This is a genomic window from Alkalihalophilus sp. As8PL, assembly GCF_040939795.1.
GTDB classification, from domain to species: Bacteria; Bacillota; Bacilli; order Bacillales; family Bacillaceae_D; genus Alkalihalophilus; species Alkalihalophilus lindianensis.
Window position 1 is genome coordinate 3,233,945 of sequence record NZ_CP162551.1, and the last position, 24,984, is coordinate 3,258,928.

Below are 24,984 nucleotides of genomic sequence, written 5' to 3' on the forward strand. Positions count from 1 at the left end.
ATAATGGGTAAAAAAGTAGCGGTATGGTTTAGAAGTGATTTCAGGTTGCACGATCATACAGCATTAGTACATGCTATTGAAATGGCAGAGGAGATAAATGCTAAGATTATTACTTTCTTTTATTTAGACCCTGACACGGCAACGACCGAGCCTGCTCATCATGATTATTTTTTTCAAACGGTTTTACATTTTAAAAATCGACTTAAAAGGATGGGGGGAGACCTCTATATTGTGACTGGAACAATTGAAGAAGCCCTTGAATCACTATTACAAGCTCATCCCCAAATTGAAGCGCTGTTTGTCAATAATGACAGAGTAGGAAGTGGAGCTATTCGTGACCAAATTGCTAAGAATTATCTGCTAGCAAAGAGCATTCCTATGTATCATTTTGAAGACTCCTACTTAACGGAGCCTGATCAAGTCTTAAAGAAAGATGGTAGCCCCTATAAAGTTTTTACACCGTATTATAAAGCGTGGGTAAGTGAGAATAAAAGAGTACCAAAGCGGATAGAAGAAGACATGCTCCGGGCATGCTTTCTGAAAAGTAAGCCAATAGATGAAAAGGCAGAAAAAAAATTCGTTGACCTTCTCGACAAATGTCAACGAAAGTGGTCGGCGATTGGAGAAGAACAGGCTATTTTACGATTACAAACTTTTATAGAAGAAAGATTAAGTACGTATAGTCGGCATCGGGATTTTCCTACCATGATTGGTACAAGTCGGCTATCACCCTACTTAAAAACAGGGGTACTTTCCGTTCGTTCGATCTACAATCAAGTAATAGAATCAGAAGCAAATGAACATAGTGCCGAAACGTATATTAAAGAGTTAGCGTGGAGAGATTTTTATAGGATGGTCCACTATTATGAGCCGAAATGTAAAGAAGAAGAAATTATACCAGATTTTCGCAAAATACGATGGAGTCAAGATGAAGAAAGGTTGAATGCTTGGAAAGAAGGTAAGACCGGTTATCCCATCGTCGATGCAGGTATAAGGCAATTAAAAATGGAAGGTTGGATGCACAATCGCCTCCGAATGATTACAGCTTCTTTTCTCGTTAAAGATTATTTACTTGATTGGCGTTTGGGGGAACGTTATTTTGAAGAAATGCTTATTGACTATGATCCTTCTTCTAATGTAGGTGGATGGCAATGGGCTGCCTCTGTTGGAACGGATGCAGTACCTTATTTTCGGGTATTTAATCCCGTTATTCAATCTAAGAGGTTTGATGAAAGCGGGAGTTATATTCGTAAATATATTCCGGAATTAAAAAGTGTCCCTGAGCATTTTATACATGAGCCTTGGAAAATGAGTAAAGAAGAACAACAAAAGTATAAGTGCGTGATTGGTGAGCATTATCCAGAGCCTACAATTGATCATAGTGTACAAAGAAAAAAAGCGATTACTCTTTTTAAAGAGAGCAAAGATGTATAAAAGCGAAATGAATAGGTAAGAAACAAAAATGACAGCAATTTATGCTGTCATTTTCTTTGTTTATTTAGAAGGTCTTGTAAGAATCATCGTCATATAGCAAAGCGTTGAAAACAATATAGAAATAATTAATGCATGAATAAGACCGACAGATAAAGCATTTTGCGTAAATACTACTGAAATACCACTAATAAACTGACCAACTACCAATAAAAAGGCTAAAACGCTTGTCCACACGAGTATACGGTGATGACGATAGCGTGATAACGTCCAAATCATAAGAATAAACAATGTAACGAGAAGAATCGTTCCTACCACTCTATGGAAATAATGTGCTCCTATCGGGCCTGATAACCCGGGGAATAATTGACCATTACATAAAGGGAAACCAGCGCAAGCTAAAGTCGCTTCGGAATGTTTGACATAGGCGCCTGAATAGATGACAGCATAACAATAAGTAATGACGAAGAATACATAGTATTTAAATCCTTTGCTAACTTTAGGAGCTATTTGGTTTTGCCGTCCGTCTTCAAAAGCAAGAATGGTTAAAAGTACCACAGATGCAAGCGACATAGCAGAAATACCAAAATGTAGCGCTAAGATGGCTTTTGATTGACCAAATACAACTGCACCAGCTCCAAGTAATCCTTGAAAGATAATAAGAACGACAGCTGCAATGGAAAGAGTCTTCGCCTCTCTCATGTGTTTAAGCTGTTTCCATGCCCAGATGGCAAGGATAATGACCATGGCACCTACTAAACCAGAGACGATGCGGTGACTATATTCTATGATCGTTTCAATTGCAGGGCTGGTTGGTATAACTTCACCAAAACACAAGGGCCAAGTTGCTCCGCATCCTTCACCAGACCCGGTTTTAGTAACGAGTGCACCTTGTAGGAGAACAATTAGTATCCCAATAGAAGTAATCACACTGTATAATTTCAAACGTTTGTGCACTAAATTCACCTTTCCTTCTATAAAATTATCTGATTTTATGCTAGAGTAAGCAAGAGTAAAAAACATTTGTCTCAATTTGATCTTAAAAACAAAGCAAATAAAAGTCAATTTCCTCACCGTGAAGATTTTATGTCGAATTCCAAATGTGAAGAAAATGTGAAACTCGTGATTTTGCTGAAACAAATAAGATTTTGAGATATAATGTGATTGTGACAGATATTAGGTGTGATTACGATGCCTAATTTATTTTTTGTAGAAATGTCTGTACGAAAGGTTCATTCTACAAAGGGGGTGAAGAATTGATGAATAAGTCAAATACAGCCATCGATGCAACAGATGTAATCGAAGCTGGTCCTGATTCATCAGTTGCTGACGTTCAGCAAAAATCATGGAAAGATTATCTTGTGCTAGCAAAGCAGGGGATAGTTACTTCTAATTTAATTACAACCTTTGCCGGGATTTACTTGGCAATTGTTTATACAGGTGCAGTCTTTACCACGCATCTTGGAACAATGATTTTTGCGCTTCTAGGGGCTGCTTTAGTCATGGCAGGTGGATGTACACTAAACAACTACATTGACCGTGACATTGATCACCTCATGGAGCGAACAAAAGAAAGGCCAACTGTAACAGGTCGCTTTTCTGCTAAACATGTACTACTTGTTGGACTTGGACAGGCTGCTTTAGGGATAATCTTTTTAGCGCTTACAACGCCAACAGCAGCAGTAATTGGTTTAATTGGTTTGTTTATTTATGTAGTGCTCTACACTATGTGGACCAAGAGAACAACTACATTAAATACAATTGTAGGAAGCTTTTCTGGAGCTGTACCGCCATTAATTGGATGGGCTGCAATTGATGGAAGTCTTCACATGTATGCTTGGTTGCTATTCTTTATTATGTTTTTCTGGCAGCCTCCACACTTTTTAGCACTAGCAATGAAGCGTGTGGAAGAGTACCGAGCAGCTGGAATTCCGATGTTGCCAGTTGTGGCAGGATTTGAGATGACGAAAAGACAAATGGTTGTGTATGTAGCTGCCTTATTGCCCGTTTCGTTAATGCTCTATCCATTTGGGATTGTCTACACTGTCGTTGCCGCTGTACTTGGGGTAGGCTGGCTTGCCCTTGGGATTGCTGGATTTAAGATGAAAGACGATATTAAGTGGGCAAGACTAATGTTTGTTTATTCGTTAAATTACTTAACGATTCTTTTTGTTCTTATGGTCATTGTTCATTTCTAATAATTAGAGGTGAATTTTTGATGATAAATATTTTTATGTAGTCATAACTACTTGACGAAAGTGAGGTTGGATTGTCAGATGAAACTTTGGAAAACAGCATCGCGTTTTCTACCTCTTTCATTTTTAACCCTATTGTTGACGGGGTGTCTGGGGGAGGAAAACCTAACGGCTCTTGATCCTAAGGGTCCTCAGTCACAATGGATTTATGATAATATGATTCTTTCAATAATTGTCATGGCCCTTGTGAGTATTGTCGTATTTGCAATCTTTTTCATCATTCTTGCAAAATATCGTCGCAAGCCTGGTGACGACGAGATTCCTAAACAGGTTCACGGGAATACGGCACTTGAAATTACGTGGACAGTTATTCCTATTATTCTGCTTATCATCTTAGCGGTACCAACAATTACTGGTACGTTTATGTTTGCAGATAAGGAGCCAGACCCAGAAGTGGGCGAGGATACTGTTTACATTAAGGTAACAGGTCATCAATTCTGGTGGCAATTTGACTATGAAGAAGAAGGCTTTACTGCTGGGCAAGAAGTATATATTCCAGTAGGAGAGAAAGTAATCTTCGAACTTCATGCACAAGATGTAATTCACTCGTTCTGGGTCCCAGCACTAGGTGGTAAGCTTGATACCGTTCCTGGTATTACTAACCATATGTGGTTGGAAGCAGATGAGCCTGGTGTCTACAAAGGTAAATGTGCTGAGCTTTGTGGTCCTGCACATGCTTTAATGGACTTTAAACTGATCGCTCTTGAGCGTGAAGAATACGATGCTTGGGTTGAAGGCATGACAGCTGAGGTTGAAGAACCAACTGAAACGCTTGCAAACCAAGGTCGCGCAGTATTTGAAGAAAATTCTTGTATCGGATGTCATGCGGTAGGTGGAGCTGGAACTGCAGCAGGTCCTACTTTTACCAACTTTGGTGAGCGTGAAGTAATTGCTGGATACCTTGAGAATACAGACGAGAATCTAGAAGCTTGGATTCGTGATCCTGAATCTCTTAAACAAGGAAATGAAATGCCTGCATTCCCTGATATGAGTGATGAAGATATGGAAGCTCTTATTGCATATCTGCGTTCTTTAAATGTAAAGGAATAAGACTAGCGAACTTGATTTAGAAGGAGGTAAACCCATTGGCTACACAGAAACAAGAAAAAAGTGTCATCTGGGATTGGTTAACAACCGTTGACCATAAAAAGATTGCGATTATGTATTTGATCGCAGGGACACTTTTCTTTGTCAAAGCTGGTGTAATGGCGCTATTTATGCGTATTCAGCTGATGTATCCTGAAATGAACTTCTTAAGTGGTCAAACATTTAATGAGTTTATTACGATGCACGGTACGATTATGCTATTCTTAGCAGCCACACCATTATTGTTTGCATTTATGAACTACGTTATTCCACTACAAATCGGTGCTCGTGACGTTGCATTCCCGTTTGTCAACGCGCTCGGTTTCTGGATCTTCTTTTCTGGTGGACTTTTACTAAGTTTGAGTTGGTTCTTTGGTGGCGGACCAGATGCTGGTTGGACAGCTTATGTACCACTTTCAAGCCGTGATTACGGTGGACTTGGACTTGACTTCTATGTATTAGGTTTACAAGTCTCAGGTATTGGTACACTTATTTCGGCGATTAACTTCTTAGTTACAATCGTTAATATGCGTGCACCAGGTATGACAATGATGCGCCTGCCATTATTTGTTTGGACATCATTTATTTCGTCTACATTAATTCTTTTCGCATTCACGCCACTTGCTGCAGGTCTTGCATTATTAATGCTAGATCGATTGTTTGAAGCTCAATACTTTATTCCAAGCATGGGTGGTAACGTTGTTTTATGGCAACATATTTTCTGGATTTTTGGTCACCCTGAGGTATATATCTTAGTGTTACCAGCTTTCGGTATTATTTCTGAGGTTATTCCTGCATTCTCAAGAAAGCGTCTTTTTGGTTACACAGCGATGGTATTCGCGACTATGATTATTGCTTTCTTAGGATTCATGGTTTGGGCTCACCATATGTTTACAGTTGGTATGGGTCCTGTTGCGAACTCAATCTTTGCTGTAGCAACAATGACCATTGCCGTTCCGACGGGTATTAAAATCTTTAACTGGCTATTTACGATGTGGGGCGGGAAGATTACATTTAACACAGCGATGTTATTTGCTTCTTCATTCGTTCCGACTTTCGTACTTGGTGGGGTAACTGGGGTAATGCTTGCGATGGCTCCTGTTGACTACTTATACCATGATACGTACTTCGTAGTAGCTCACTTCCACTACATTATTGTAGGTGGTATCGTTCTTTCGTTATTTGCGGGTCTATTCTATTGGTACCCGAAAATGTTTGGACATATGTTGAATGAAACGTTAGGTAAATTATTCTTCTGGATTTTTTACATTGGTTTCCATTTAACATTCTTCGTTCAACATTTATTAGGATTAATGGGTATGCCACGTCGTGTTTACACATACCTTGGCGACCAAGGACTTGATGCGTTTAACTTTATTAGCACAATTGGTACATTCTTCATGTCTGCTGGTGTTATTTTACTTGTCATTAACGTAATTTACTCTGCATACAAGGGTGAGCGTGTGACAGTTGCAGATCCGTGGGATGCTCGTACTCTTGAGTGGGCAACTCCTACTCCGGTTCCTGAGTATAACTTTGCACAAACTCCGCAAGTTCGTTCTCTTGATCCATTGTTCTATGAAAAAATTCATGGTGATGGCACGATGAAGCCAGCTGAGCCTGTTACAGATATTCACATGCCTAATGGTTCAATCTTACCTCTCATCATGTCAATTGGCTTGTTCTTTGCAGGGTTTGGTTTAATCATGCTTAACATGGATAACCCATTGATCAACCCTTGGATTGTAGCTATAGGTGGTCTAGTTATTACATTCGGTTCTATGTTCGTCCGTTCAGTAAAAGAAGACCATGGTTACCACATTCCAGCTGAACAAGTAAAAGCTGACTTAGCGGAATTAAAGAAAGGAGGGAACTAAGAAATGGCAGGTGCAGTTGATACGTCAAAAGGTCTTCCTTCTCATCCGGAGAGGGCTACACTTGAAGGGAAAAATAAATTTCTCGGTTTCTGGTTCTTCCTTGGTGGTGAAACCATCCTTTTCGCAACATTCTTTGGTACATTTTTAGGACTTCGTGGAGGTACAGCTGATGGTCCTACTTCAGCTGATCTCGTTGCATTAGACCTAGTGTTTATCATGACAATGTTACTATTAACAAGTAGTTTAACAAGTGTATTGGCAATGTTTGCGATGAAGAAAAATAACTTCAAAGCAATGATGATTTGGATGTGGATCACAGTTGTATTAGGTCTTGCATTCTTAGGATTTGAGATTTATGAATTCCATCATTATGTTACTGATTATGAATTTGGGTTCTCTACAAGTGCATTTGCCTCGGCATTCTATTCACTTGTTGGTTTGCATGGTGCCCACGTTGCCTTCGGTTTAAGTTGGATTATTGTTCTTCTTATTCGTTACAGAAAGAGTGGTATCACGTTAACTAATGCTCCTAAGTTCTATGTTGCTGGTCTATACTGGCATTTTATCGACGTTGTGTGGGTATTCATCTTCACAGTTGTCTATCTTATGGGAGTAGGAGGTTGATCACATGGCAGATAATTTGAGTCAATCATTTGATAAGAGTGCGATGACCGACGAAGAGAGACGTCAGATTAAAAAGGAAATTCGTAAGCAAATCGTAGTATTTGCCTTAATGATTTTCTTAACATTGATGTCATTTATGGCTGTTGCATCGGATATAATTCCGCGTTCATTTGCAGTTCCATTTATCTTCCTTCTAGCCGTGATTCAATTTTCTCTTCAATTATTATTCTTTATGCATATGAAGGATAAGGACCATGGTTGGGCAAATGCGTTTATGATCTCTGGTATTTTTATTACGGTTCCGACAATTGCAGCATTAATGCTATTGTTAGGGGTAACTAAATACTAAGTTGTCAAAAGTCCTCATTCTTATGAATGAGGGCTTTTTTGTTCAAGAGATTGTGACAAACCAATTCGATAAAAGGAAGGGAAAATCATGTATAATAGAGAAGAAAAGATCGATTGAAGGAAAGGAGTTTTCCGAGGTGAATGAGCAACAAGCAGTAGACAATCCTACGTTCAAGAAAAGAAATTATAAACCCTTTATTATTATCGTCACAATTGTTATTAATGGGTTAGTCGTATTATTATCTGGCTTACCTGGATATGAAAATTTTAATGCTTTTGATGTAAAGATCCTTCCAATGATGAATGCGATCTTTAACAGCTTTACCTTCTTATTTTTAGTAGGGGCCTTAATTGCTATATTAAAGAAAAATGTTAAAATTCATCGCCGTTTTATCTACGCTGCGTTTATTACGACTACTCTATTTTTGGTCACATATGTAGGGCACCACTTTCTATCGGCTTCAACGCCTTATGGTGGGTCAGGAATAATGGCTGGAATTTATTACTTTATTTTAATTACACACATCGTATTAGCAGCAATTATTGTCCCACTTGCGCTTACATCTGTGGCTCGTGCTTGGAATATGGAAAATGAGCGTCATCGTAAAATAGCACGTTGGACGATGCCTATTTGGTTATATGTTAGCTTAACCGGAGTTATCGTTTATTTAATGATTTCGCCGTATTATTAAAGAAGCATCATGCCTGATGGCATGATGCTTTTTACTATAACTTGAAATTGAATTTAATAATTCCGGCTTCTTTAGCAGAAGTAAAGGCAATGACAAGAAGCGGTCCAATAATAAAACCAATGACTCCAAAGAGCATTAAGCCTAAATACATAGCTATTAATGTTGCTAGTGGAGATAGACCAATATGTTTCCCCATTACTTTAGGTTCCACTGTACGTCTTATAATCAGTAGCACAGCTGCTAAAATAAGAAGCTTAGAACCTGTGTTAACATCTCCAACTATTAATTGAAAAATCGCCCAAGGTGCCAAGATCACAATAGAGCCTATAATAGGTACAAAATCAATTAACCAAATAATAAAGGCCATTAACAGCGCTACTTCTGGCGCGATAAATAATAGACCAACTAACGTTACAAAAAAGATAATAATACTTACTAAAAACTGTGCTTTAAAAAATCCCCATACAACGTATGAAAGTCTAGACGTCATAAAGTTAACTTTTTCTTTTGTTCTCTCAGAGAAATAACCATAAATCTTTTCTCGTAACCTAGGAAGCTCAAGCATGAATAAAAACAATGCAATTAAATAAACAAGAAAGGTCACAAGATAACCTGGAATACTCGAGATCAACGAAGTAATGTCTTGAATTAAGTTGCGATCACTTATATTTGAGCGAAGGTCACTTAAAGTGTTTGTAACAGTGATATTAATTTCTTGGACCAACTCAGGAGGAAGGTTTTCATATTTCTCTTCTAAATTACGTTGGAAGTTTAACCAAGCTCGGTTGATATCACTAATGTATTGCGGCGAATTCTCCACAATTTGTGTACCTTGAGTAATAACTTTGGTTACAAGGTAGTATCCGGTTAATCCGATGAAAACAACGAAAATAGTGAAGACAAGCATAACTGCAACATTTCGTTTAATATTGGTCTTCCGTTGTAATGCATTAACAGCTGGTGTAAGAATGAGTGCTGTTAAAAGAGCGGCAACCAAAGGAAGGGATACTGGTAAAATAAAATATGCAGCAACTAAAAGAATAAGTATTGAAACAATAATCCAAGTCGTGCGTCTAGTGAAGAAAGCTGCCAATTTGAAACCCCTCTCTACTACGTAAAAGCTTATCTTTATTATAGTATGAACATGAAAACATGAACAAGTATATGCGATTAATTCTTTTACTTTGTTCACAAATCCTTTTGACTAATGAAAATTCCACCGATTTTCATGTGATATAATGGGTGAGATAATGAATAATATGATTTTATGATAAAGGTGAGGTTTAGATGAACAAACAGTGGGGACTGCCATTAAGTTGGCTTATAATGATCCTTGTATTAATAGGGTGTGGTTCTAATGATGCTGACCTTACACGGGTTACGGATGATCGTGCAGAAGAGGCGGAGCAATTTGTAGGAGAGTATAAAGAAAAAATGGTAGAGGCTTATCGGACGGGGAATTTTAATGGGTTAGAACCCTATCTCATCACGAACAATAGTTTCTATCATTCATTAAGGCGTTATGTAACCGACTCACATAGTGAAGGAAATGAAAAAGAGCTGCTTCTTTTTGAAGTGCAAGCAGTCTATGAAGATGACGAGGGTGAATTGTATGTAGATGTGATCGAAAAAGTGGAAATTACTGAACATGGTAATACAAATGAAGTAGAACGTGACGTGCGATTTGAATTAACGAAGGGTGGAAATGATTCCTTGCGAATTGTAACCATTAGACAGATGAATAAGTAAAAATAAAAAGCCAAGTGGGCATGCCCCACCTGGCTTTAAGATTATTTTACATCTAAATTAGTTTGAAGTAATTCAAGTTTCTTAGTACACTTATCAATAATTGTTTTAGGGAATGTTTCCCCATCATACTCAACCCCGTGTGGGTAGTAATGCTTCCCTAAGATCGGTGTCATTAGTTTAACAATGGCGTCATCGTGTGGAATGTCACCTTTAATTGCATAAGCAGGAACTCGAAGATAGTATGTATCTCCTTGATTAACAATTTTGTAATCAAAGGTTACGCGCTCATAGTCCCATTGTCCAGCATGTACCAATCCGACCGATTCTGCTGCATGTCTTAATGTTTCAAATTTCACTTCTTTATCTGCGATGTTTAGTTGTTCAAATTTCACCAAGAACCCTCCTTATTTCAACTACGTCTTTACTGTACCCTCCTAATAATAGTATGAAAAGACTTTTGTTGCAACGGATATTGGTGAATGTTTTATGGACAAGGGCTTAAGGTATAGAGAAAAAGATACATATAGGGTTTATTTCACAATGACATAAGCAAGACAAGGCATAACTTTACAGATTTAGTAGGAGGAAACGAGAGAAAGATTAAGAATTAGTAGAAATAAGGGGATGGAGGAGACAGCTAAATGCTAAAAAAACTTCTTATTGCAATGGTAATAGCTTTATTTATATGTGTTGCTCTATTTGAATTTATATTTCAAGATCGTGTTCAAAACTGGTTTTCGGATGAAGAAGATCAAATTGTTTTTAATGAAATAGATATAACTGAACTTGCTGAGGAACTGATTTTATCTCCTGAAGAAGAGACAGATGAGAGTGTAGAAGAAGAGCAAGAAGAAGTGGACGAACCAGGTGATGCTGAAGAAGAAACGATTGAACCTTCATTAGACGACCCTCTTATTGGAATGCAAATTACTGATCTCGTTCAGGAGTATGGAGAACCGACAAGAAAGAATCCATCCCCGTTTGGATATGAATGGTGGGCATATGAGGATTCACAGTATTACACCCTTATTGGTGTAGAAGATGATGAAGTAGTTACAACTTTTCTGACATGGGCCAGTCTTGATAATCGAGAAACCATACTAGGTGAGTCTTATGAAGCGTTGAATGAACAATATGATTTCAGTCGACAAGTAGAGTTACAGATTGATAGTAATCAATATCAATTCCAATTAACGGAACAAGATGTAAGAATGCGACCACTGGTTAAAGTGGATGATGTATGGATGCAGCTTTATTTTGATGTCCATACAAACGAGCTTTCAAGCATAAGATATTTAACAGATGAATTATTAGTTAAACAACGGCCTTACTCCATTTCCTATCGAGGATCTCTTTTAGAAGTAGAAGAATATACTGAAGAAGAGTGGAGAGAAATTGAAGAAGGGCAAGAAAGACAAATCTTCTTTTTTACAAATGTATTAAGGGATCGACATGAACTAGAGCCCCTTGAGTGGAGTGAAGAAGTATCTGAAGTGGCCTATTTGCATAGTCTTGATATGGAATCCTCACAGTATTTTTCACATACATCCCCAAATTATGGAGAATTATCAGATCGCTTTGATCGGGGAGAGGTACAATACCGATTAGCCGGTGAAAATATTGCTGCTAAGTATGTGGATGGCCTAGCTGCCACAGAAGGTTGGTTAAATAGTGAAGGTCACCGAGTAAATGTTTTACACACTGAATTTTCGGAATTGGGAGTCGGAGTTTACAGAGACTTTTATACACAAAACTTTATGACACCATTTGGATTTTAAGGAAAAAAGATCGGGCCAGCGCCCGGTCTTTTATTGTGATTGAGGTCTATTAATAATGGCAAATGTACCTGTAGCCATAGCGATTAATTTCTGGTTATCATCATATACCTTCGCTTCGGCTACACATAAGCTATTACCTCGATGAGATAAATGGGCAATACAACGCAATGTTTCTCCAATGCCTGGCTTAATATAGTGCACATTCATTTCAGCTGTAACCGCTGCTTTTTCTTCCGGCAACACTCGATTTATTAATGAGCCCATTGCTGTATCAAGAAGAGTAGCAGTAATCCCTCCATGTACCATCTTTAAGGGGTTATTGATGAGAGGTTGGATGGGGAGTAATACTTCATAATCACCATTTTCTAAGAAACGGGTTTTAATTTGCGTTAAAGCTGATAAGTAGGTTGCATATTTATTTTTTTTCTTGTCATTAAAACCTTTTAGTAGTGAAGATAATACATGTAATTCTTCTTCGTTAGAGGTGTTAAGCAATTCTTGAAAGTGATCGTTTAGTTGGTTCTTTAAAGTTGTTGTCATCAGTTGCCTCCAGTTTGAGATAATAGCGTAAGGACATTGTAGCAAAAAGAAAAACATTCCCGCAATGAAAAAAGATGCACATTGGACTGGGCAAGTGGATAGGATGATAGTGAAGGGTAGAGAGTGTTAATAGAATAAGCATAAAGAAAAGGAGGAGGATGGGGATGACACAGCAACAAAGTATACATCCTTCCGTCGAACAGTTTAAACAATTTGTCCGTCAGCACCCAAAAATGGCAGATGAGATTAAATCAAATAAAAAAACGTTGCAACAGTTCTTTGAAGAGTGGTCTGTTTTAGGACCTGAGCATGAGCAATGGAGAACGTATCAAATAGATGCAGCTAACGACACTAATGCTGCTACAGATAATCATAGAGCTGAAGGGCCTCATACAGCACAAAATGCAGATTCTACAGCTACAGATACACTCGGGCAAGTGATGAACATGATGAGACGTTTTAATGTGCAAGACTTACAAAATCATCTAGCGCAATTTAGCTCTGTTTTATCTAATGTTCAAAATGTAATGCAAACATTCCAACAACCTAATAATCCTCAAACCAGGTCAAATCAAGATTATCCATTTTCATTCAGACGTGATTAAAAGGAGGGGAATCAATAGTGAGAATGGAGATCCAACAACTCCTTAATGAAAGGCCGGAGTTAAGGCAGTTTATCAGGCAAAATCCTATATGGTATAGAAAGCTGGGGAGAGATCCAAGTCTTATACCCGAACTTGAAAAAGAAGCTAATTTCTTTTATGGAAAAACGATTCCACAGAGGGTAGAAAAAATGCAAAATCATTTGGGACTTGCGATGATGATGATTGAAATGTTAAAGATGGGTCAACAAACCGTTGCGCAAGCACAAGGGCCGCTTCAGTAATAAAAGCCGTCTTTGTGCTTTTTGGGGTTTAAAAAGAGAAGATGTACATATTTTGACAACGATTGTGACATTCTGTAGGAGAGAGAGTTTGTAGATGGGGGATAGTGATGTGATAAAGATTTTTTATAATGTCGTCTTCATAAGTATGAGTATATTGATCAACTTCATAGCAATCGTACCTAATGCTTTTGCAGAAGAGGAGATTAGAGTGAAGCCACTTTATCGTACCACGATTATTCAAGTTGTAGCGGCTACAGACGAACCAGATATCTCAATGACGTATGCTATTAAAGGGCAAGATGTGTTCGTTGATTGCCTAATTCAACAGGTTGTTTTAAATGAAGAAAAAGTCGGAGCAACTCACCAAGAAGGTGAAGGTCACTACCGACTTTATATTGACGATGTTCATATTGAAACATTATTCACTAAAAGCTTTGTCATTGAAGGTCTCGATAGTGGTGAACATACCGTCCGCGCAGAATTGGTAAAAAATGATAAAACGAGGTACGGCGTTGAGGATTCAGTAACCATTATGATTCCATAAATTTTGATTGTAAGTACGTATGAATTTTTTGTTCAATCGAAATGCCAAGCTGGTGAAATCCTTGATTACCAAAGAGTGTATTGAACTCAAGGAAATACATCTTACCATTTGCAAAAACAAGATCAAATCCAGCATGATCAATTCCTAACGAGCGGGCTGTTTTACTAACAAGTTCAACAGCTTCTTCTGGAATGTCTTCAAATGAAATTTTTCCACCTTGAGCCACATTGTTGTGGAAACTATTGTTTTCATTTATTCGCCAATAACTTGCAATCACTTCATCTCCTACAAAGCACACGCGCAAATCACGATCGATCTCCAAGTATTCTTGTACATATAAAGTAGGGTTATTTTCAGCATAGTCCCTAAATTCAGCTTCATTGTGAATCAAAAAGACACCTTTTCCCATTGAATTTCGAATTTCTTTTGCTACAAAGGGAAATGTAAAGTCACGTAATACTTTTTGAATACTTTCTTCACTCCGCCCAAGTATTTGTGTAAATGGAACATGTTCAGGACATACACTCCATAGGGAACGGGTCACTTCTATTTTATTAAATCCAAGTTGAATTGATTGGATGCTTGGAAAAATATTTTTTTTCATTCCATAAACAAGTGCATTCACTTGCCAGTTTTCAGGAAAAAGACAAACGTCTGCTTCATTTATTTTTTCGCGTTCATCAAATAGATGTTCAGGCTTAACATATTTTATTCCTGGAATTCCGATTGTACGGAAAGGATTAAATGTGACGAAGTTCAATGAAATCCACCTTTTCTTTATAAGGACGTAGTAGTAGTCGAAAAAATTATAGACGGAAGGGAGGGGGTTGTCAATGCTCCAATCACACCACCCCTTAAAAGTCAGGTTTGGCTATGTCGCAATGAGTCAACAGCTTCAGCATGCATCGCCATCTCAAACAATGACGGTGAAACAATTTACAGAGCTCGCTGACCGAGAGGCAGCGATTAGAAAGCTCGAAAGAATTGCCATTTCAAATGTGGAAAACTGTATGAGGCTGATTAAACATAATAAGGCTGAAGGCATTCATTTCTTTCGATTGTCTTCACGGCTTGTACCTCTTGTTAACCATCCTCTCACAGATGGCTGGAAGTATGAACGAGCGTTAGCTCCATACTTAGAAGAGTTAGGGAATCTAATAACAAAAAATAAGATGAGAGTCGATTTTCACCCAGATCACTTTGTGGTTTTAAACTCGTCGTCAAAAGAAGTGTTTCAGCACGCACTTAAACAATTGCTTTATCACTATAAGTTGTTAAAAGGGTTAAATATAGATCCTAAACATCGCTGCGTTCTTCATATAGGGGGAAAAAAGCAAGGGGTTGAAGGGGGACTTGAACAATTCGTCAGCAATTTTGCAGATATTCCAATTGCTCTTCAAGAAATGCTTATTTTAGAAAATGATGATAAAAATTATGCGATTGAGGACGCTCTTTACTTGGGAGAGAAATTGGGGATACCGGTCGTTTTTGATTTGCACCATTTTGATGTACATCACAAAGAAAAAGATCTACAAACATTATGGACAAGAGTGGTTGAGACTTGGAAACATAGTCCCCTACCTGTAAAGATGCATATTTCAAGTCCGAAAGATGGACCAAGTGATCGAGCACATGCAGATTATATTGACGCCAATCGTTTTGAAAGGTTTGTTCAAGTGATTCAAGGATCTGTAAGAAAGATGGATGTGATGATTGAGGCTAAACAAAAAGACCTTGCCTTAATAAAATTAATGGGCGATCTAAAAGAGTTTTCGTTAGTTAAGGAAGTGTCTCAGGCAGAAATGGAGTTTCATTTTGAAAATACACTAGCGCCGAATTGATGTGTTTCCTCGAAAGTCATGATATACTATCAGGTAGGAGGTGTCATTATGCTTCTTACAATGACTACCATTGAATTAATGGATCAATCTGAAGAACTTGCAAAATCTATCACACATTCCGATGTGTTTATTCATTATATTGGTGCAAAGAAAAGTTTAGAGAGAGATTCTGTTGCCCAAGATCTTATTAGACGCTTTTCTGCAATGAAAGAAAAGCATGAAGAGGTTCAACGTTTCGGGCGTTATCACCCTGATTATGATACGGTTTCAACTGAGATCCGTAAAGTGAAGCGTGAACTAGACTTAAATGAGTCTGTAGCTGCTTTTAAAAAAGCAGAAAAAGAGCTGGAAATGCTCTTAAATGAAGTTAGTGAAGTCATTGCTCACTCTATTTCAAAAACGATCAAAGTTCCTACTGGAAATCCTTATTTTGACCAAATGTCTTGCAGTGGAGGCTGCGGATCTGGTGGAGGTTGCAGTTGTGGTTAAAAAAAGTGAGCGGCAATATGCACGCTCACTTTTTTTATGTTGTGCGAAATCTAATACAATCTCTGCAACCTCTTCCGCAGCAAACTAACTTTTCATTCGGTACATAAAAACGCATTCGATATACAAATACACCGTCTTGTTTTCTAACAAACAAAATATCTGCCTGGAGACGTTTCCCTTTCATCACTTTGGCTGCGGATAAAAATAAAATGTCATCTAGTTTTTCTTGTTCTATGAAAGTGGAAATGTAGAGAAAAGGGAAGCCACTATAAACTTTTTTTTCTATCTCTAGAATATAAGAATCCTTTTCAAGGATCGAAATGAATTTTCCCCAAATAATAGTAAGGTCCATAATTGTTCCACCTTTTTATGTATCGAAATTGTCTACGTACCCGTCTTTATCCTTTTGATTAGTTTATCTCATTTTAGATGATTCTTCCAACTGTCACTCATTATATAAGAGGTACAAAAGAATGAATGATTAATTAACAAAAAGTTCCGGTATGAAGTTGCTCTAATTACTGGGGGCATGCTAGACTTAGGGTACAAGATAAAAAAGGAGAACGACATTATGGAGAATGGAAACCGTCAAGGAATAGCTGTGTGGCTAACTTCTTTGAAGTTTGCAAGGCAACTGAGACGTTTTGGAAATGTACAATATGTCTCTAAAAAAATGAAATATGTCATTTTCTATTGTGACCAAGAAAAGGTCGAAGAGATTACGAAGAAATTGAACGGATTTCACTATGTGCGAGATGTACAACCATCAATGCGTCCATTTATAAAAACAGAATATCAAAATGCAAAACCAGATAAAGCAAAAGAATATGATTATAAAATGGGAATCTAACCAGGTGCAAGCCTGGTTTTTTTACGTTTTGGGGAGAAAAACTGAAATGTGGAGAAAAGAGGAGTGTATTGGAGTTTTAAATAGGGTTAGTATCCTTTTGTATGCTAAAGGGCCAGTTCATGCTGGTTGAATTCTTCGTAAGTCGAAATATATAATGAAGGGACTAGAAGAGGAAGTGATATGTATGGACGGTTGGAAACGCAATTTGCGTATTTTAGTGGTCTGTCAATTTATAGTCATGAGTGCAATGACGATGATTATCCCCTTTCTTCCCTTATATCTAAAAGAATTAGGAGTGACAAACCCAGAGACGCTAAGTCTGTGGGCTGGAATTATTTTTGGGGCTAATTTTTTGACTGCCTTTTTATTTTCACCTTTCTGGGGAAGGATGGCAGATCGTCATGGTCGGAAAATGATGATCTTACGTTCTGGATTTGGGATGGCTATAGTTATTAGTTTAACTGGCTTTGCAGTAGGGCCGATTTCCTTACTAATCCTTAGATTATTAAATGGTGTGATTTCTGGTTTTATACCGGCTTCAATTGGTCTAATTTCGACGAATACACCAAAAGAAAAGGTAGGGTATGCATTAGGAGTCCTCCAATCAGGAACAGTTGCTGGTGCGATTTGTGGGCCTTTGATTGGAGGGTTGTTAGCACAAGTGTTCAGTTATCAAATGGTCTTTTTTATGACTGGATTATGTATACTAATTGCGGCATTTGGGGTGTTATTTTTTGTTGATGAGAAATTCACTCCAGATAAACAACAAGTGAAAACGAGCACAAGAGAGGACTTTGCTGTTGTAACTAAACAACGACCAGTCTTATCTCTCTACGTTGTTATCTTTTTGATCCAGTTAGCGATCATGGGGGTTAACCCATTACTATCATTATTTGTAACGGAATTGACCCCTGCAGAGAATGTGGCTTTTTTCGCAGGTTTAGCTATCTCAGTTATGGGGTTTGCAAATATGATCACAGCTCCTATCCTTGGTAAACTAAGTGACAAAAAAGGAGCCCATCATGTTTTAATTTATTCGATGCTTGGTGTCGCCATGTTTTTAATCCCTCAAGCTTTTGTGGTAGACATATGGCAATTAATTGCCCTACGTTTTATGGTCGGTTTATGTCTAGGAGGTTTATTACCTGCAGCTAATACGCTTATTCGTCTTCATGCTCCAAAAGGAATGGAAAGTCGCACGTATGGTTTTTCAAATAGTGCCATGTATCTTGGAACTATGATTGGACCTATTATAGGTGGATGGATTATTGCAAATGTAGGGGTACGCGGGTTGTTTCTAGTCTGTGCTGCCGTACTTTTGATCAACGTTGCGATTGTAAAATTAAAAGTATTGCCACCTGCTGAGCGACTATTTGTAAGAGAGTTTAGACAAAGTAAAAAAGCTGCTTCCCATTAAAAGGGAGCAGCTTTTTTGATTAACCTAACTTACTGTAGGTGGGGAATATACCGGTTCATGCGTAAGATCCCAATTAAATATTGATAATATAGATCCTTTTCCTCAAATTGACTTGAATCCTTCACGGATAAATTATGAATGGCTAATTCGAGCTCTTCTGCCACGGTGTGAAACAAATCGTAGCGTTGATTTGGAGTGATATCAGGGTTGGTAATGCCTTCTCTACAAATATAAATAGGCATTAGCTTTCCTGGTGTAGCAGGCCGAAAGACAACAGCAAGTGAGGTTTTCTCTATTGTGTTAATCGTTGTGTCAAATCGTATTAAGCGATGGACCCGATGTTTATTTACTCGGATGAGTTCAGTTAACTCATAAATATCTGAATAGCCTTCACCAAGTTCGATAAATCGTTGAATCATTCCATTCTCTCCTTTTAATATCTCTAAAAAAAATGTAGCATGCGCTTAAGCATCTGTCGAGATAAAAAAAAGCCTCGTAAGAAATTCTTACGAGGTGCCAGGTAGCATACAAAGTATGCACTAGGCTATGGGAGAGGAGAAACCGGAGGAAGTACTTATGGGGAAACGTAAGCCTTCTCCGCGGTTGTCGCAACATTGAATCAATGCCGCTAATTGTCATTATGAACAAATTAATTGAGCATTATACCTAATACTTAAAAAAGAATAAGAAGAATCTAAGGTGCTTGAAAAAGGTGATTGTGGTAGGATAATGAAGAATGGTTATGAAGAAAGTTAGGTGGAATCATATATGAGAATCATATCAGGTGAAAAAAAGGGCTTACCGTTAAAAGCGGTACCGGGTTCATCAACTAGACCAACGACTGATAAGGTAAAAGAGTCCATATTTAATATAATTGGTCCATACTTTGATGGTGGAATAGCCCTAGATTTATATGCTGGAAGTGGGGGACTTGGAATTGAGGCATTAAGTCGCGGTGTCGATAAAGTGATCTTTGTTGATCAGGATCGTAAGGCTGTAAGTACGGTGAAAGCTAATTTAAGTCAATGCGATTTAGCTGATCAAGCTGAAGTCTATCGAAATGATGCTGACCGAGCTATTAAAGCGTTAATAAAAAGAGACATTTCATTTTCACTCATTTTTTTAGATCCTCCTTACGCTAAACAAAAGATAGCAGCGGAAATTAGCATATTGACAGATCATAACCTATTAGAAGACGATGGGGTGATTGTGACAGAGCATGATGCAGGGGTCCGGCTGCCGGAGGAAATTAATGAATTAACAAAAGTGCGTTCAGAAACCTATGGAGATACGACGATTTCAATTTTCAAAAAAGAAAAGATTAATTAGGAGGGTTTTGTATGGCAAGTATTGCAGTGTGTCCAGGGAGTTTTGATCCTGTTACATATGGTCACTTAGATATTATTACACGTGGTGCTAAAGTGTTTGATCAAGTTATTGTCGCAGTTCTACATAATCGTAACAAGCAACCGATGTTCTCTGTAGAAGAGCGAGTAAATTTATTAAAAGAAGTAACGGCACATCTTGATAATGTTGTCATTGATTCTTTTAACGGCTTGCTAATTAACTATATGAATGACAAGAAAGCTAATACAATTATTCGTGGCTTACGAGCTGTGTCGGATTTTGAGTATGAAATGCAAGCAGCTTCTATAAATAAAAAATTAGGTCCAGAGATTGAAACATTTTTTATGATGACTAATAATCATTATTCTTACTTAAGCTCGAGCATTGTAAAAGAAGTGGCAAAATATGAAGCTGATGTTTCAGATATCGTTCCTGATATTGTCGCCGAAGCGTTAAAAAAGAAATTTAACGAAAAATAAGAGCCAAAGACCTGATGGATGTTACCCACAGGTCTTTGGCTCTGATTTATTGTTTGAGAGCTTGATTTGTTCTTAAGAGAATATATATCACTAGCATAATTAATGTAAAAATAGATCCGTACTGGACAATTAATTCCCATATAGGATGAAAGGCTGCTGTTTTTTCCGATAAGAAGACAGGAATAACGCCCCAATCCTCTTGGCTACTTTGTTGGTTTACATAAAGTGGTTCCCATAACAGTAATGCAATGAATGCAGCGAAGAATCCATGAATAATCCGCGCAACAAAAAACGGTTTAAAACGAATATCTGTCTCTGCTAAAATACTAGCCACCTGTGCTTGGATAGAGAAGCCACTAAATGCTAGAAAGAAGCTCGTAATAATGATTTGATCTAAAAGAGCAGTTTCGGTACTCTCGCTCGTCTTTTTTGCCCCTAATGTAATTTCGAAAATACCTGAAATAAAAGGGATACTCAAATCACTTGGTAAGTTGAAAAAAGTTAGTATAATGGAAATAAAGACGGCAAGAATGGAAGTAATTCCAATTAAGATAAGTAATTGATTTAAGACAGAAAATAAAATAATAAAGCCACCAATCATTAACAATGTTTTGACAGATGATTGCACAGCATCTCCAAGGAGTTGTCCGATGGGTCTCCCGTCTTTAAGGCGTTCTTTGTGGAGAAGGCGAAGAGCTTCTTTAACCGATAATTTATTGCTTTTATTTTTCTTTTCACTCGCTTCTTCCTGGCGACCGTGAAAACGAAAAAGAAGTCCTACACAAATATTACCTAAATAATGGGCTAAAGCTAGCACGATTCCTAAAGCTGGATTATGGAAGAATCCAACTGCAATTGCACCGAATATAAAAAGGGGATTAGATGAATTGGTAAAGGATACAAGACGTTCTGCTTCAATTTGAGATACTTTTCCTTCCTGTCTTAGCCTAGCTGTAAGTTTCGCCCCTGCAGGATTTCCTGATGCAAGTCCCATTGCCCAAACAAAGCCCCCCACACCTGGTACACGAAACAAGGGACGCATTAGAGGTTCTAAGATCGCACCAATAAACGTAACAACACCAAAACCAATTAACAGTTCAGAAACGATAAAAAAAGGAAGCAGAGATGGAAACACGACATCCCACCACATTGTCATTCCACGTATAGAGGCTTCAAGAGATTCTTTTGGAAACACCATGAGTGAGCCTGCTAAAAAAATTGCTGCGGTTGCTAGCAGGACCGTTTTAATTTTTGCAGAATACATCGAGGGAGCAGCCTCCTTTTAATTATCCACATAAGGGCTTACTATAAGTGAGATTATGATGCAACAGGGATCACATGAAATCTTGTCCATAATTAAATATACGTATAGAGGCTTGGTTTAGACCATATGATTGAAATTGAACAGGGGAAGCCGTAAGATAGGAGAGGATTATATATGGAAGAGTCACGTCCTAAAATCGGTCTTGCACTTGGTTCAGGAGGAGCAAGAGGTTTTGCTCACATTGGCGTCATAAAGGCATTGGAAAAAGAGAAGATTCCAATTGATTTATTAGCAGGAAGTAGTATGGGCTCACTTGTTGCAAGCCTTTATGGAATTGGTCAATCAACTGAATCAATGGAGAGGTTAGCAACAATGTTTAGGCGTAAATACTATATGGACTTTACGGTACCTAAACTAGGTTTCGTAAATGGTAATCGTATAAAAGAATTAATTCGATTGCTAGCTAAATCGAAAAACCTTGAAGATACACAGGTTCCTGTGTCCGTAATTGCCACTGATTTGAAAAAAGGGGAACGCGTAATCATGACGGAGGGCCCAATAGCAGAAGCGGTGAGAGCGAGTATTAGCATTCCCGGTATATTTGTTCCGGAAAAACGAGATGGTAAGGTGCTGGTTGATGGCGGTGTCATCGATCGCGTACCGGTTTCAGTGGTGAAAGAGATGGGCTCAGATATCACAATTGCAGTAGATGTTTCCTACTTTAGGCAGGAGCTTGATTTTAATTCCGTATATGATGTCATTATGCAAAGTATGGATATTATGGCACGAGAGATGATGAAGCCCGTGGAGTTGGATTGTTCAGTCATCATTAGGCCGATTGTCAAACATACTAGTTCGCTTGACTTCTCAAATGTAGAGCGCTTAATTGAAAGAGGGGAAGAAGCAACGTATGAACAAATGCCCAAAATCAAGCAGATAATCAACGATTGGAAGGGGCAAGATGATGAATCAAAAAAGCCAGAGTAGATGGGTTAAATGGAGATGGCCAATATTATTAATTGTGATCCTCGGCCTTTATCTTTTTCAATTACCTTATTACTATTCACAACCTGGAGATGCTCTTGTATTAGATGAGGTCATTACAGTAGAAGGTGCAGAGGAAGAGACTGACGGGTCTTTTATGTTAACGACCATTCGAATGGGGAAGGCGAATCTATTTTTTTATGCGTGGGCCCAGTTTAGCCCATACCGAATTCTACACCCAGAGAGTCAGCTTAGGTTTGAAAATGAAACAGATGAGGATTATCAACATCGCCAATTGATGATGATGACTGATTCTCAAGAAGTAGCTAAAATTGTTGCATATGAGCAAGCTGATAAACAAATAAGTTATCAGTACTTTGGGGTATTAGTAACCACATTAATTGAAGGCATGCCTGCTAATGAAGTGTTAGAGGTAGGAGATAGGATAAAAGCTGTAAATGGAGTATCGATTAACACCGCAGAAGAGTTAATCGATTTGTTAGCTGGATACTCTAAAGGAGAGACCGTTGAACTTGAGATCGAAAGAAACGAAGAAACTACAATCGTTTCGGTAGGTTTTTCGTCATTTCCAGAAGAAATGAATGCTCCTAGTGACCGAGTGGGTATTGGGATTCAGGCACCTGTTACCGACCGTGAAGTAACGTTTGACCCAGAGGTACATATTGATACAAGTCAAATTGGAGGTCCTTCAGCAGGACTCATGTTTTCTTTAGAAATATATGACCAATTGACGGAGGGTAACCTTACAAAAGGTAACTTAGTAGCAGGTACAGGAACGATACGTGAAGATGGAACAGTTGGTCGTATCGGTGGCGCAGGACAAAAGGTTGTCGCTGCAGATCGTGCAGGCGCAGCTTATTTTCTTGCACCATTTGAGGATGGCGCTGCTAACTCTAATTATGAGGAGGCCATGTTAGCGGCCGAAGATATTGGAACGGAAATGGAGATTATCCCAATTAACAACTTTGAAGAAGCGATTGCTTTTTTAGATTCACTTTAACAATTAACAAAGAGGGCTCCACTTTATAAGTGGGAGTCCTCTTTGTTGGTGTTTTTTTTCATAATAGGAGACATAGTATAGTCTCTTTTAAGTGCAGAATGTTGATTTTTTTTAACAAGTGGAATCGAGTATATCTTAGCAATTCGATCATCCATTTTAGCCATTGTACCTTCTGCTTTTGCAAATCGACTAATTAGAGGACAAGGTAAGTCTTTTTTTACTTGATTTAAATACTGTTGGCCTGTTTCATTCATTCCTAGGAGACGAATGTAAGCCAAGTCACTTGAAGTTACTTCACTCATTTCTTCTTTTGTTGTGTTGGTTAAAATATGTGTGGCAAGTCTTTGAAGTCTTGTCCAAGTATAGCGCTTTGTTTTGAGCAAAGTCATCCATTCTTGAAAGGTGGAGGCTTGCATGATGGTGTCGATCAAACGGAATTCTAAACCCTCTTCACACTCATAAATCGACCTTAATTGAGCTGGGGTACTTCTTAAAATTTCATATTGTAAATAAGAAAAATACAATTCCCACGTATGATACGTACCAAAATCATTAAAGTATTCTTTTAAGATCTGATAGCTAGTCTTGGGTACGACATGATGAATAGATTGTAGACCCTCATGCTGAGAGAGGTTTTTTCTAATGCTAGTTGCGCTAGCAATAGATTGAGTCGTCACTGACATATCATGGTACTGAGCCACTGTTCTTTTGGTAGTTGAAGCACCCATTGGTACATTTAGATCAGATATGGCTTTTACATAATGATACCCAAGAATATTATTAGGTTGACTTAATGACAAAATCGATTCATGTTGATTAAGCTGTTTAAAGGCTTCCATTGCAGCTCTTGGATAACTAACTCCGGTATCCATTTCTGCTTTAATCTGATCATCCCATGATGATTTATTCATTTTCATAAAGCGAACTAGGTCATAAAATGGTTCGATTACACCCATTTCGCTCCCAAAGTTGATATTATCTACACCTAAAGCAGAAAGGACTTTAATGGCTCCTTCTGCAAATACTTCAGCTTTTTGAGTGGAATAAGCATATGGTAGTTCAACGACTACATCAACTCCTGCTAATAGTGCCATCTTTGCTCGTTCCCATTTTGATAAGAGAGCTGGTTCTCCTCTTTGTAAGAAGCAACCACTCATCACAGCTATCACAACATCTGCTTCAGTTATTTTCCTTGCTTCTTGTAAGTGATAAGCATGACCATTATGCAAAGGGTTGTACTCAACCACAACTCCAACTGACCTCATTTTATCCCTCTTTTCAAAGTGTTTATCCCTTCCTTTACTCTAGTATCACAACATGCTACAATTAGTTTTATGCCAAGAGATTAAACGGTAAAGGAAATCGTTTAGTCTTTTTGTATGTATTATAGGTTTATTGCCTATATTATAGACAAATCTGTGTAAAGAAAAAAGGTTGACAAACAAATAGCGTAAGTCTATAATTACTTTTGTTGCCCAAGAG

Annotated in this window: 29 protein-coding genes; 20 read left to right on the plus strand and 9 right to left on the minus strand. The window is 38.0% G+C overall.

Annotation, left to right across the window (positions count from 1 at the left end):
• Positions 1 to 3 precede the first annotated feature (3 nt).
• On the plus strand, positions 4 to 1,434 hold the full coding sequence (locus AB3N04_RS17840) for a deoxyribodipyrimidine photo-lyase (protein WP_368503954.1): 1,431 nt from the start codon (positions 4 to 6) through the stop codon (positions 1,432 to 1,434).
• 60 nt (positions 1,435 to 1,494) lie between these two features.
• Here the strand turns inward: AB3N04_RS17840 and AB3N04_RS17845 are convergent, their stop codons facing one another.
• Entirely contained in the window at positions 1,495 to 2,388 is an 894-nt protein-coding gene (locus AB3N04_RS17845; RefSeq protein WP_368506090.1) for a heme A synthase, read from the minus strand.
• Between the two features lie 302 nt (positions 2,389 to 2,690).
• On the opposite strand from AB3N04_RS17845, the gene cyoE reads away from it, so the two are divergent.
• From cyoE to AB3N04_RS17875, 6 genes are all read left to right on the plus strand, one after another.
• Positions 2,691 to 3,629 (plus strand): heme o synthase, encoded by a 939-nt coding sequence (cyoE, locus tag AB3N04_RS17850; protein ID WP_368503955.1) that lies wholly within the window; start codon positions 2,691 to 2,693, stop codon positions 3,627 to 3,629.
• Positions 3,630 to 3,707: 78 nt separating this feature from the next.
• The gene (gene coxB / locus AB3N04_RS17855; protein WP_368503956.1) at positions 3,708 to 4,736 is read left to right on the plus strand and encodes a cytochrome c oxidase subunit II; all 1,029 of its coding nucleotides are present in this window, start codon (positions 3,708 to 3,710) and stop codon (positions 4,734 to 4,736) included.
• A 35-nt stretch (positions 4,737 to 4,771) separates the two neighbouring features.
• Positions 4,772 to 6,649 (plus strand): cytochrome c oxidase subunit I, encoded by a 1,878-nt coding sequence (gene ctaD, locus AB3N04_RS17860; RefSeq protein ID WP_368503957.1) that lies wholly within the window; start codon positions 4,772 to 4,774, stop codon positions 6,647 to 6,649.
• A gap of 3 nt (positions 6,650 to 6,652) precedes the next feature.
• Positions 6,653 to 7,273, plus strand: coding sequence for a cytochrome (ubi)quinol oxidase subunit III (locus tag AB3N04_RS17865; protein WP_368503958.1), 621 nt, complete (start codon positions 6,653 to 6,655; stop codon positions 7,271 to 7,273).
• A 4-nt stretch (positions 7,274 to 7,277) separates the two neighbouring features.
• Entirely contained in the window at positions 7,278 to 7,622 is a 345-nt protein-coding gene (locus AB3N04_RS17870) for a cytochrome C oxidase subunit IV family protein (protein ID WP_317122495.1), read from the plus strand.
• A gap of 136 nt (positions 7,623 to 7,758) precedes the next feature.
• Positions 7,759 to 8,313: a DUF420 domain-containing protein gene (locus AB3N04_RS17875; RefSeq protein WP_368503959.1), complete on the plus strand. Its 555-nt coding sequence runs from the start codon at positions 7,759 to 7,761 to the stop codon at positions 8,311 to 8,313.
• A 34-nt stretch (positions 8,314 to 8,347) separates the two neighbouring features.
• On the opposite strand, the gene ytvI is transcribed toward AB3N04_RS17875, so the two are convergent.
• Positions 8,348 to 9,406 (minus strand): sporulation integral membrane protein YtvI, encoded by a 1,059-nt coding sequence (ytvI, locus tag AB3N04_RS17880; RefSeq protein WP_368503960.1) that lies wholly within the window; start codon positions 9,404 to 9,406, stop codon positions 8,348 to 8,350.
• Between the two features lie 194 nt (positions 9,407 to 9,600).
• Between ytvI and AB3N04_RS17885 the strand changes: the two genes are divergently transcribed.
• Complete coding sequence (locus tag AB3N04_RS17885; RefSeq protein ID WP_368503961.1) at positions 9,601 to 10,062, plus strand: hypothetical protein; 462 nt, start codon at positions 9,601 to 9,603, stop codon at positions 10,060 to 10,062.
• A gap of 41 nt (positions 10,063 to 10,103) precedes the next feature.
• Here AB3N04_RS17885 and AB3N04_RS17890 read toward each other — a convergent pair whose 3' ends face one another.
• Positions 10,104 to 10,454, minus strand: coding sequence for a YugN family protein (locus tag AB3N04_RS17890; protein WP_317122499.1), 351 nt, complete (start codon positions 10,452 to 10,454; stop codon positions 10,104 to 10,106).
• Between the two features lie 249 nt (positions 10,455 to 10,703).
• Here AB3N04_RS17890 and AB3N04_RS17895 point away from each other — a divergent pair, with 249 nt between their 5' ends.
• Complete coding sequence (locus AB3N04_RS17895; protein ID WP_368503962.1) at positions 10,704 to 11,840, plus strand: CAP domain-containing protein; 1,137 nt, start codon at positions 10,704 to 10,706, stop codon at positions 11,838 to 11,840.
• A gap of 30 nt (positions 11,841 to 11,870) precedes the next feature.
• On the opposite strand, the gene AB3N04_RS17900 is transcribed toward AB3N04_RS17895, so the two are convergent.
• The gene (locus tag AB3N04_RS17900; RefSeq protein ID WP_368503963.1) at positions 11,871 to 12,380 is read right to left on the minus strand and encodes a PaaI family thioesterase; all 510 of its coding nucleotides are present in this window, start codon (positions 12,378 to 12,380) and stop codon (positions 11,871 to 11,873) included.
• A 164-nt stretch (positions 12,381 to 12,544) separates the two neighbouring features.
• Between AB3N04_RS17900 and AB3N04_RS17905 the strand changes: the two genes are divergently transcribed.
• From AB3N04_RS17905 to AB3N04_RS17915, 3 genes are all read left to right on the plus strand, one after another.
• The gene (locus AB3N04_RS17905; protein WP_368503964.1) at positions 12,545 to 12,985 is read left to right on the plus strand and encodes a YlbD family protein; all 441 of its coding nucleotides are present in this window, start codon (positions 12,545 to 12,547) and stop codon (positions 12,983 to 12,985) included.
• A gap of 23 nt (positions 12,986 to 13,008) precedes the next feature.
• Positions 13,009 to 13,266 carry a YlbE-like family protein gene (locus AB3N04_RS17910; protein WP_368506091.1) on the plus strand — a complete coding sequence of 86 codons (258 nt, stop codon included), beginning with the start codon at positions 13,009 to 13,011 and terminating at the stop codon, positions 13,264 to 13,266.
• 109 nt (positions 13,267 to 13,375) lie between these two features.
• On the plus strand, positions 13,376 to 13,810 hold the full coding sequence (locus AB3N04_RS17915; RefSeq protein WP_368503965.1) for a hypothetical protein: 435 nt from the start codon (positions 13,376 to 13,378) through the stop codon (positions 13,808 to 13,810).
• Here the strand turns inward: AB3N04_RS17915 and AB3N04_RS17920 are convergent.
• Entirely contained in the window at positions 13,797 to 14,570 is a 774-nt protein-coding gene (locus AB3N04_RS17920; protein ID WP_368503966.1) for a RimK family alpha-L-glutamate ligase, read from the minus strand. The two genes, AB3N04_RS17915 and AB3N04_RS17920, sit on opposite strands and share 14 nt — an antisense overlap.
• A 73-nt stretch (positions 14,571 to 14,643) precedes the next feature.
• On the opposite strand from AB3N04_RS17920, the gene uvsE reads away from it, so the two are divergent.
• Positions 14,644 to 15,651 carry a UV DNA damage repair endonuclease UvsE gene (gene uvsE, locus AB3N04_RS17925; RefSeq protein WP_368503967.1) on the plus strand — a complete coding sequence of 336 codons (1,008 nt, stop codon included), beginning with the start codon at positions 14,644 to 14,646 and terminating at the stop codon, positions 15,649 to 15,651.
• 48 nt (positions 15,652 to 15,699) lie between these two features.
• Positions 15,700 to 16,140 carry a YlbF family regulator gene (locus tag AB3N04_RS17930; RefSeq protein WP_317122506.1) on the plus strand — a complete coding sequence of 147 codons (441 nt, stop codon included), beginning with the start codon at positions 15,700 to 15,702 and terminating at the stop codon, positions 16,138 to 16,140.
• A gap of 34 nt (positions 16,141 to 16,174) precedes the next feature.
• On the opposite strand, the gene AB3N04_RS17935 is transcribed toward AB3N04_RS17930, so the two are convergent.
• Positions 16,175 to 16,492 (minus strand): hypothetical protein, encoded by a 318-nt coding sequence (locus AB3N04_RS17935; RefSeq protein ID WP_368503968.1) that lies wholly within the window; start codon positions 16,490 to 16,492, stop codon positions 16,175 to 16,177.
• A 219-nt stretch (positions 16,493 to 16,711) separates the two neighbouring features.
• On the opposite strand from AB3N04_RS17935, the gene AB3N04_RS17940 reads away from it, so the two are divergent.
• Positions 16,712 to 16,990, plus strand: coding sequence for a YlbG family protein (locus tag AB3N04_RS17940; RefSeq protein ID WP_317122508.1), 279 nt, complete (start codon positions 16,712 to 16,714; stop codon positions 16,988 to 16,990).
• A 184-nt stretch (positions 16,991 to 17,174) separates the two neighbouring features.
• Positions 17,175 to 18,407 carry an MFS transporter gene (locus tag AB3N04_RS17945; protein ID WP_368503969.1) on the plus strand — a complete coding sequence of 411 codons (1,233 nt, stop codon included), beginning with the start codon at positions 17,175 to 17,177 and terminating at the stop codon, positions 18,405 to 18,407.
• Positions 18,408 to 18,436: 29 nt separating this feature from the next.
• Here the strand turns inward: AB3N04_RS17945 and AB3N04_RS17950 are convergent, their stop codons facing one another.
• The gene (locus AB3N04_RS17950; protein ID WP_368503970.1) at positions 18,437 to 18,826 is read right to left on the minus strand and encodes a methylthioribose kinase; all 390 of its coding nucleotides are present in this window, start codon (positions 18,824 to 18,826) and stop codon (positions 18,437 to 18,439) included.
• 349 nt (positions 18,827 to 19,175) lie between these two features.
• On the opposite strand from AB3N04_RS17950, the gene rsmD reads away from it, so the two are divergent.
• Both rsmD and coaD read left to right on the plus strand, forming a co-directional pair.
• Positions 19,176 to 19,736, plus strand: a complete 561-nt coding sequence (gene rsmD, locus AB3N04_RS17955; protein ID WP_368503971.1) for a 16S rRNA (guanine(966)-N(2))-methyltransferase RsmD — start codon at positions 19,176 to 19,178, stop codon at positions 19,734 to 19,736.
• Positions 19,737 to 19,747: 11 nt separating this feature from the next.
• Positions 19,748 to 20,233, plus strand: coding sequence for a pantetheine-phosphate adenylyltransferase (gene coaD, locus AB3N04_RS17960; protein WP_368503972.1), 486 nt, complete (start codon positions 19,748 to 19,750; stop codon positions 20,231 to 20,233).
• Positions 20,234 to 20,279: 46 nt separating this feature from the next.
• Here coaD and ylbJ read toward each other — a convergent pair whose 3' ends face one another.
• Positions 20,280 to 21,497 (minus strand): sporulation integral membrane protein YlbJ, encoded by a 1,218-nt coding sequence (gene ylbJ, locus AB3N04_RS17965; RefSeq protein ID WP_368503973.1) that lies wholly within the window; start codon positions 21,495 to 21,497, stop codon positions 20,280 to 20,282.
• 174 nt (positions 21,498 to 21,671) lie between these two features.
• Here ylbJ and AB3N04_RS17970 point away from each other — a divergent pair, with 174 nt between their 5' ends.
• A complete protein-coding gene (locus AB3N04_RS17970; RefSeq protein WP_368503974.1) occupies positions 21,672 to 22,484 on the plus strand; it encodes a patatin-like phospholipase family protein in 813 nt (270 codons plus the stop codon).
• Positions 22,459 to 23,502, plus strand: coding sequence for a SepM family pheromone-processing serine protease (locus AB3N04_RS17975; protein WP_368503975.1), 1,044 nt, complete (start codon positions 22,459 to 22,461; stop codon positions 23,500 to 23,502). The genes AB3N04_RS17970 and AB3N04_RS17975 overlap by 26 nt, the downstream gene beginning before the upstream one ends.
• 23 nt (positions 23,503 to 23,525) lie before the next feature.
• Here AB3N04_RS17975 and AB3N04_RS17980 read toward each other — a convergent pair whose 3' ends face one another.
• Entirely contained in the window at positions 23,526 to 24,767 is a 1,242-nt protein-coding gene (locus AB3N04_RS17980) for a nucleotidyltransferase (protein ID WP_368503976.1), read from the minus strand.
• Positions 24,768 to 24,984: the final 217 nt, after the last annotated feature.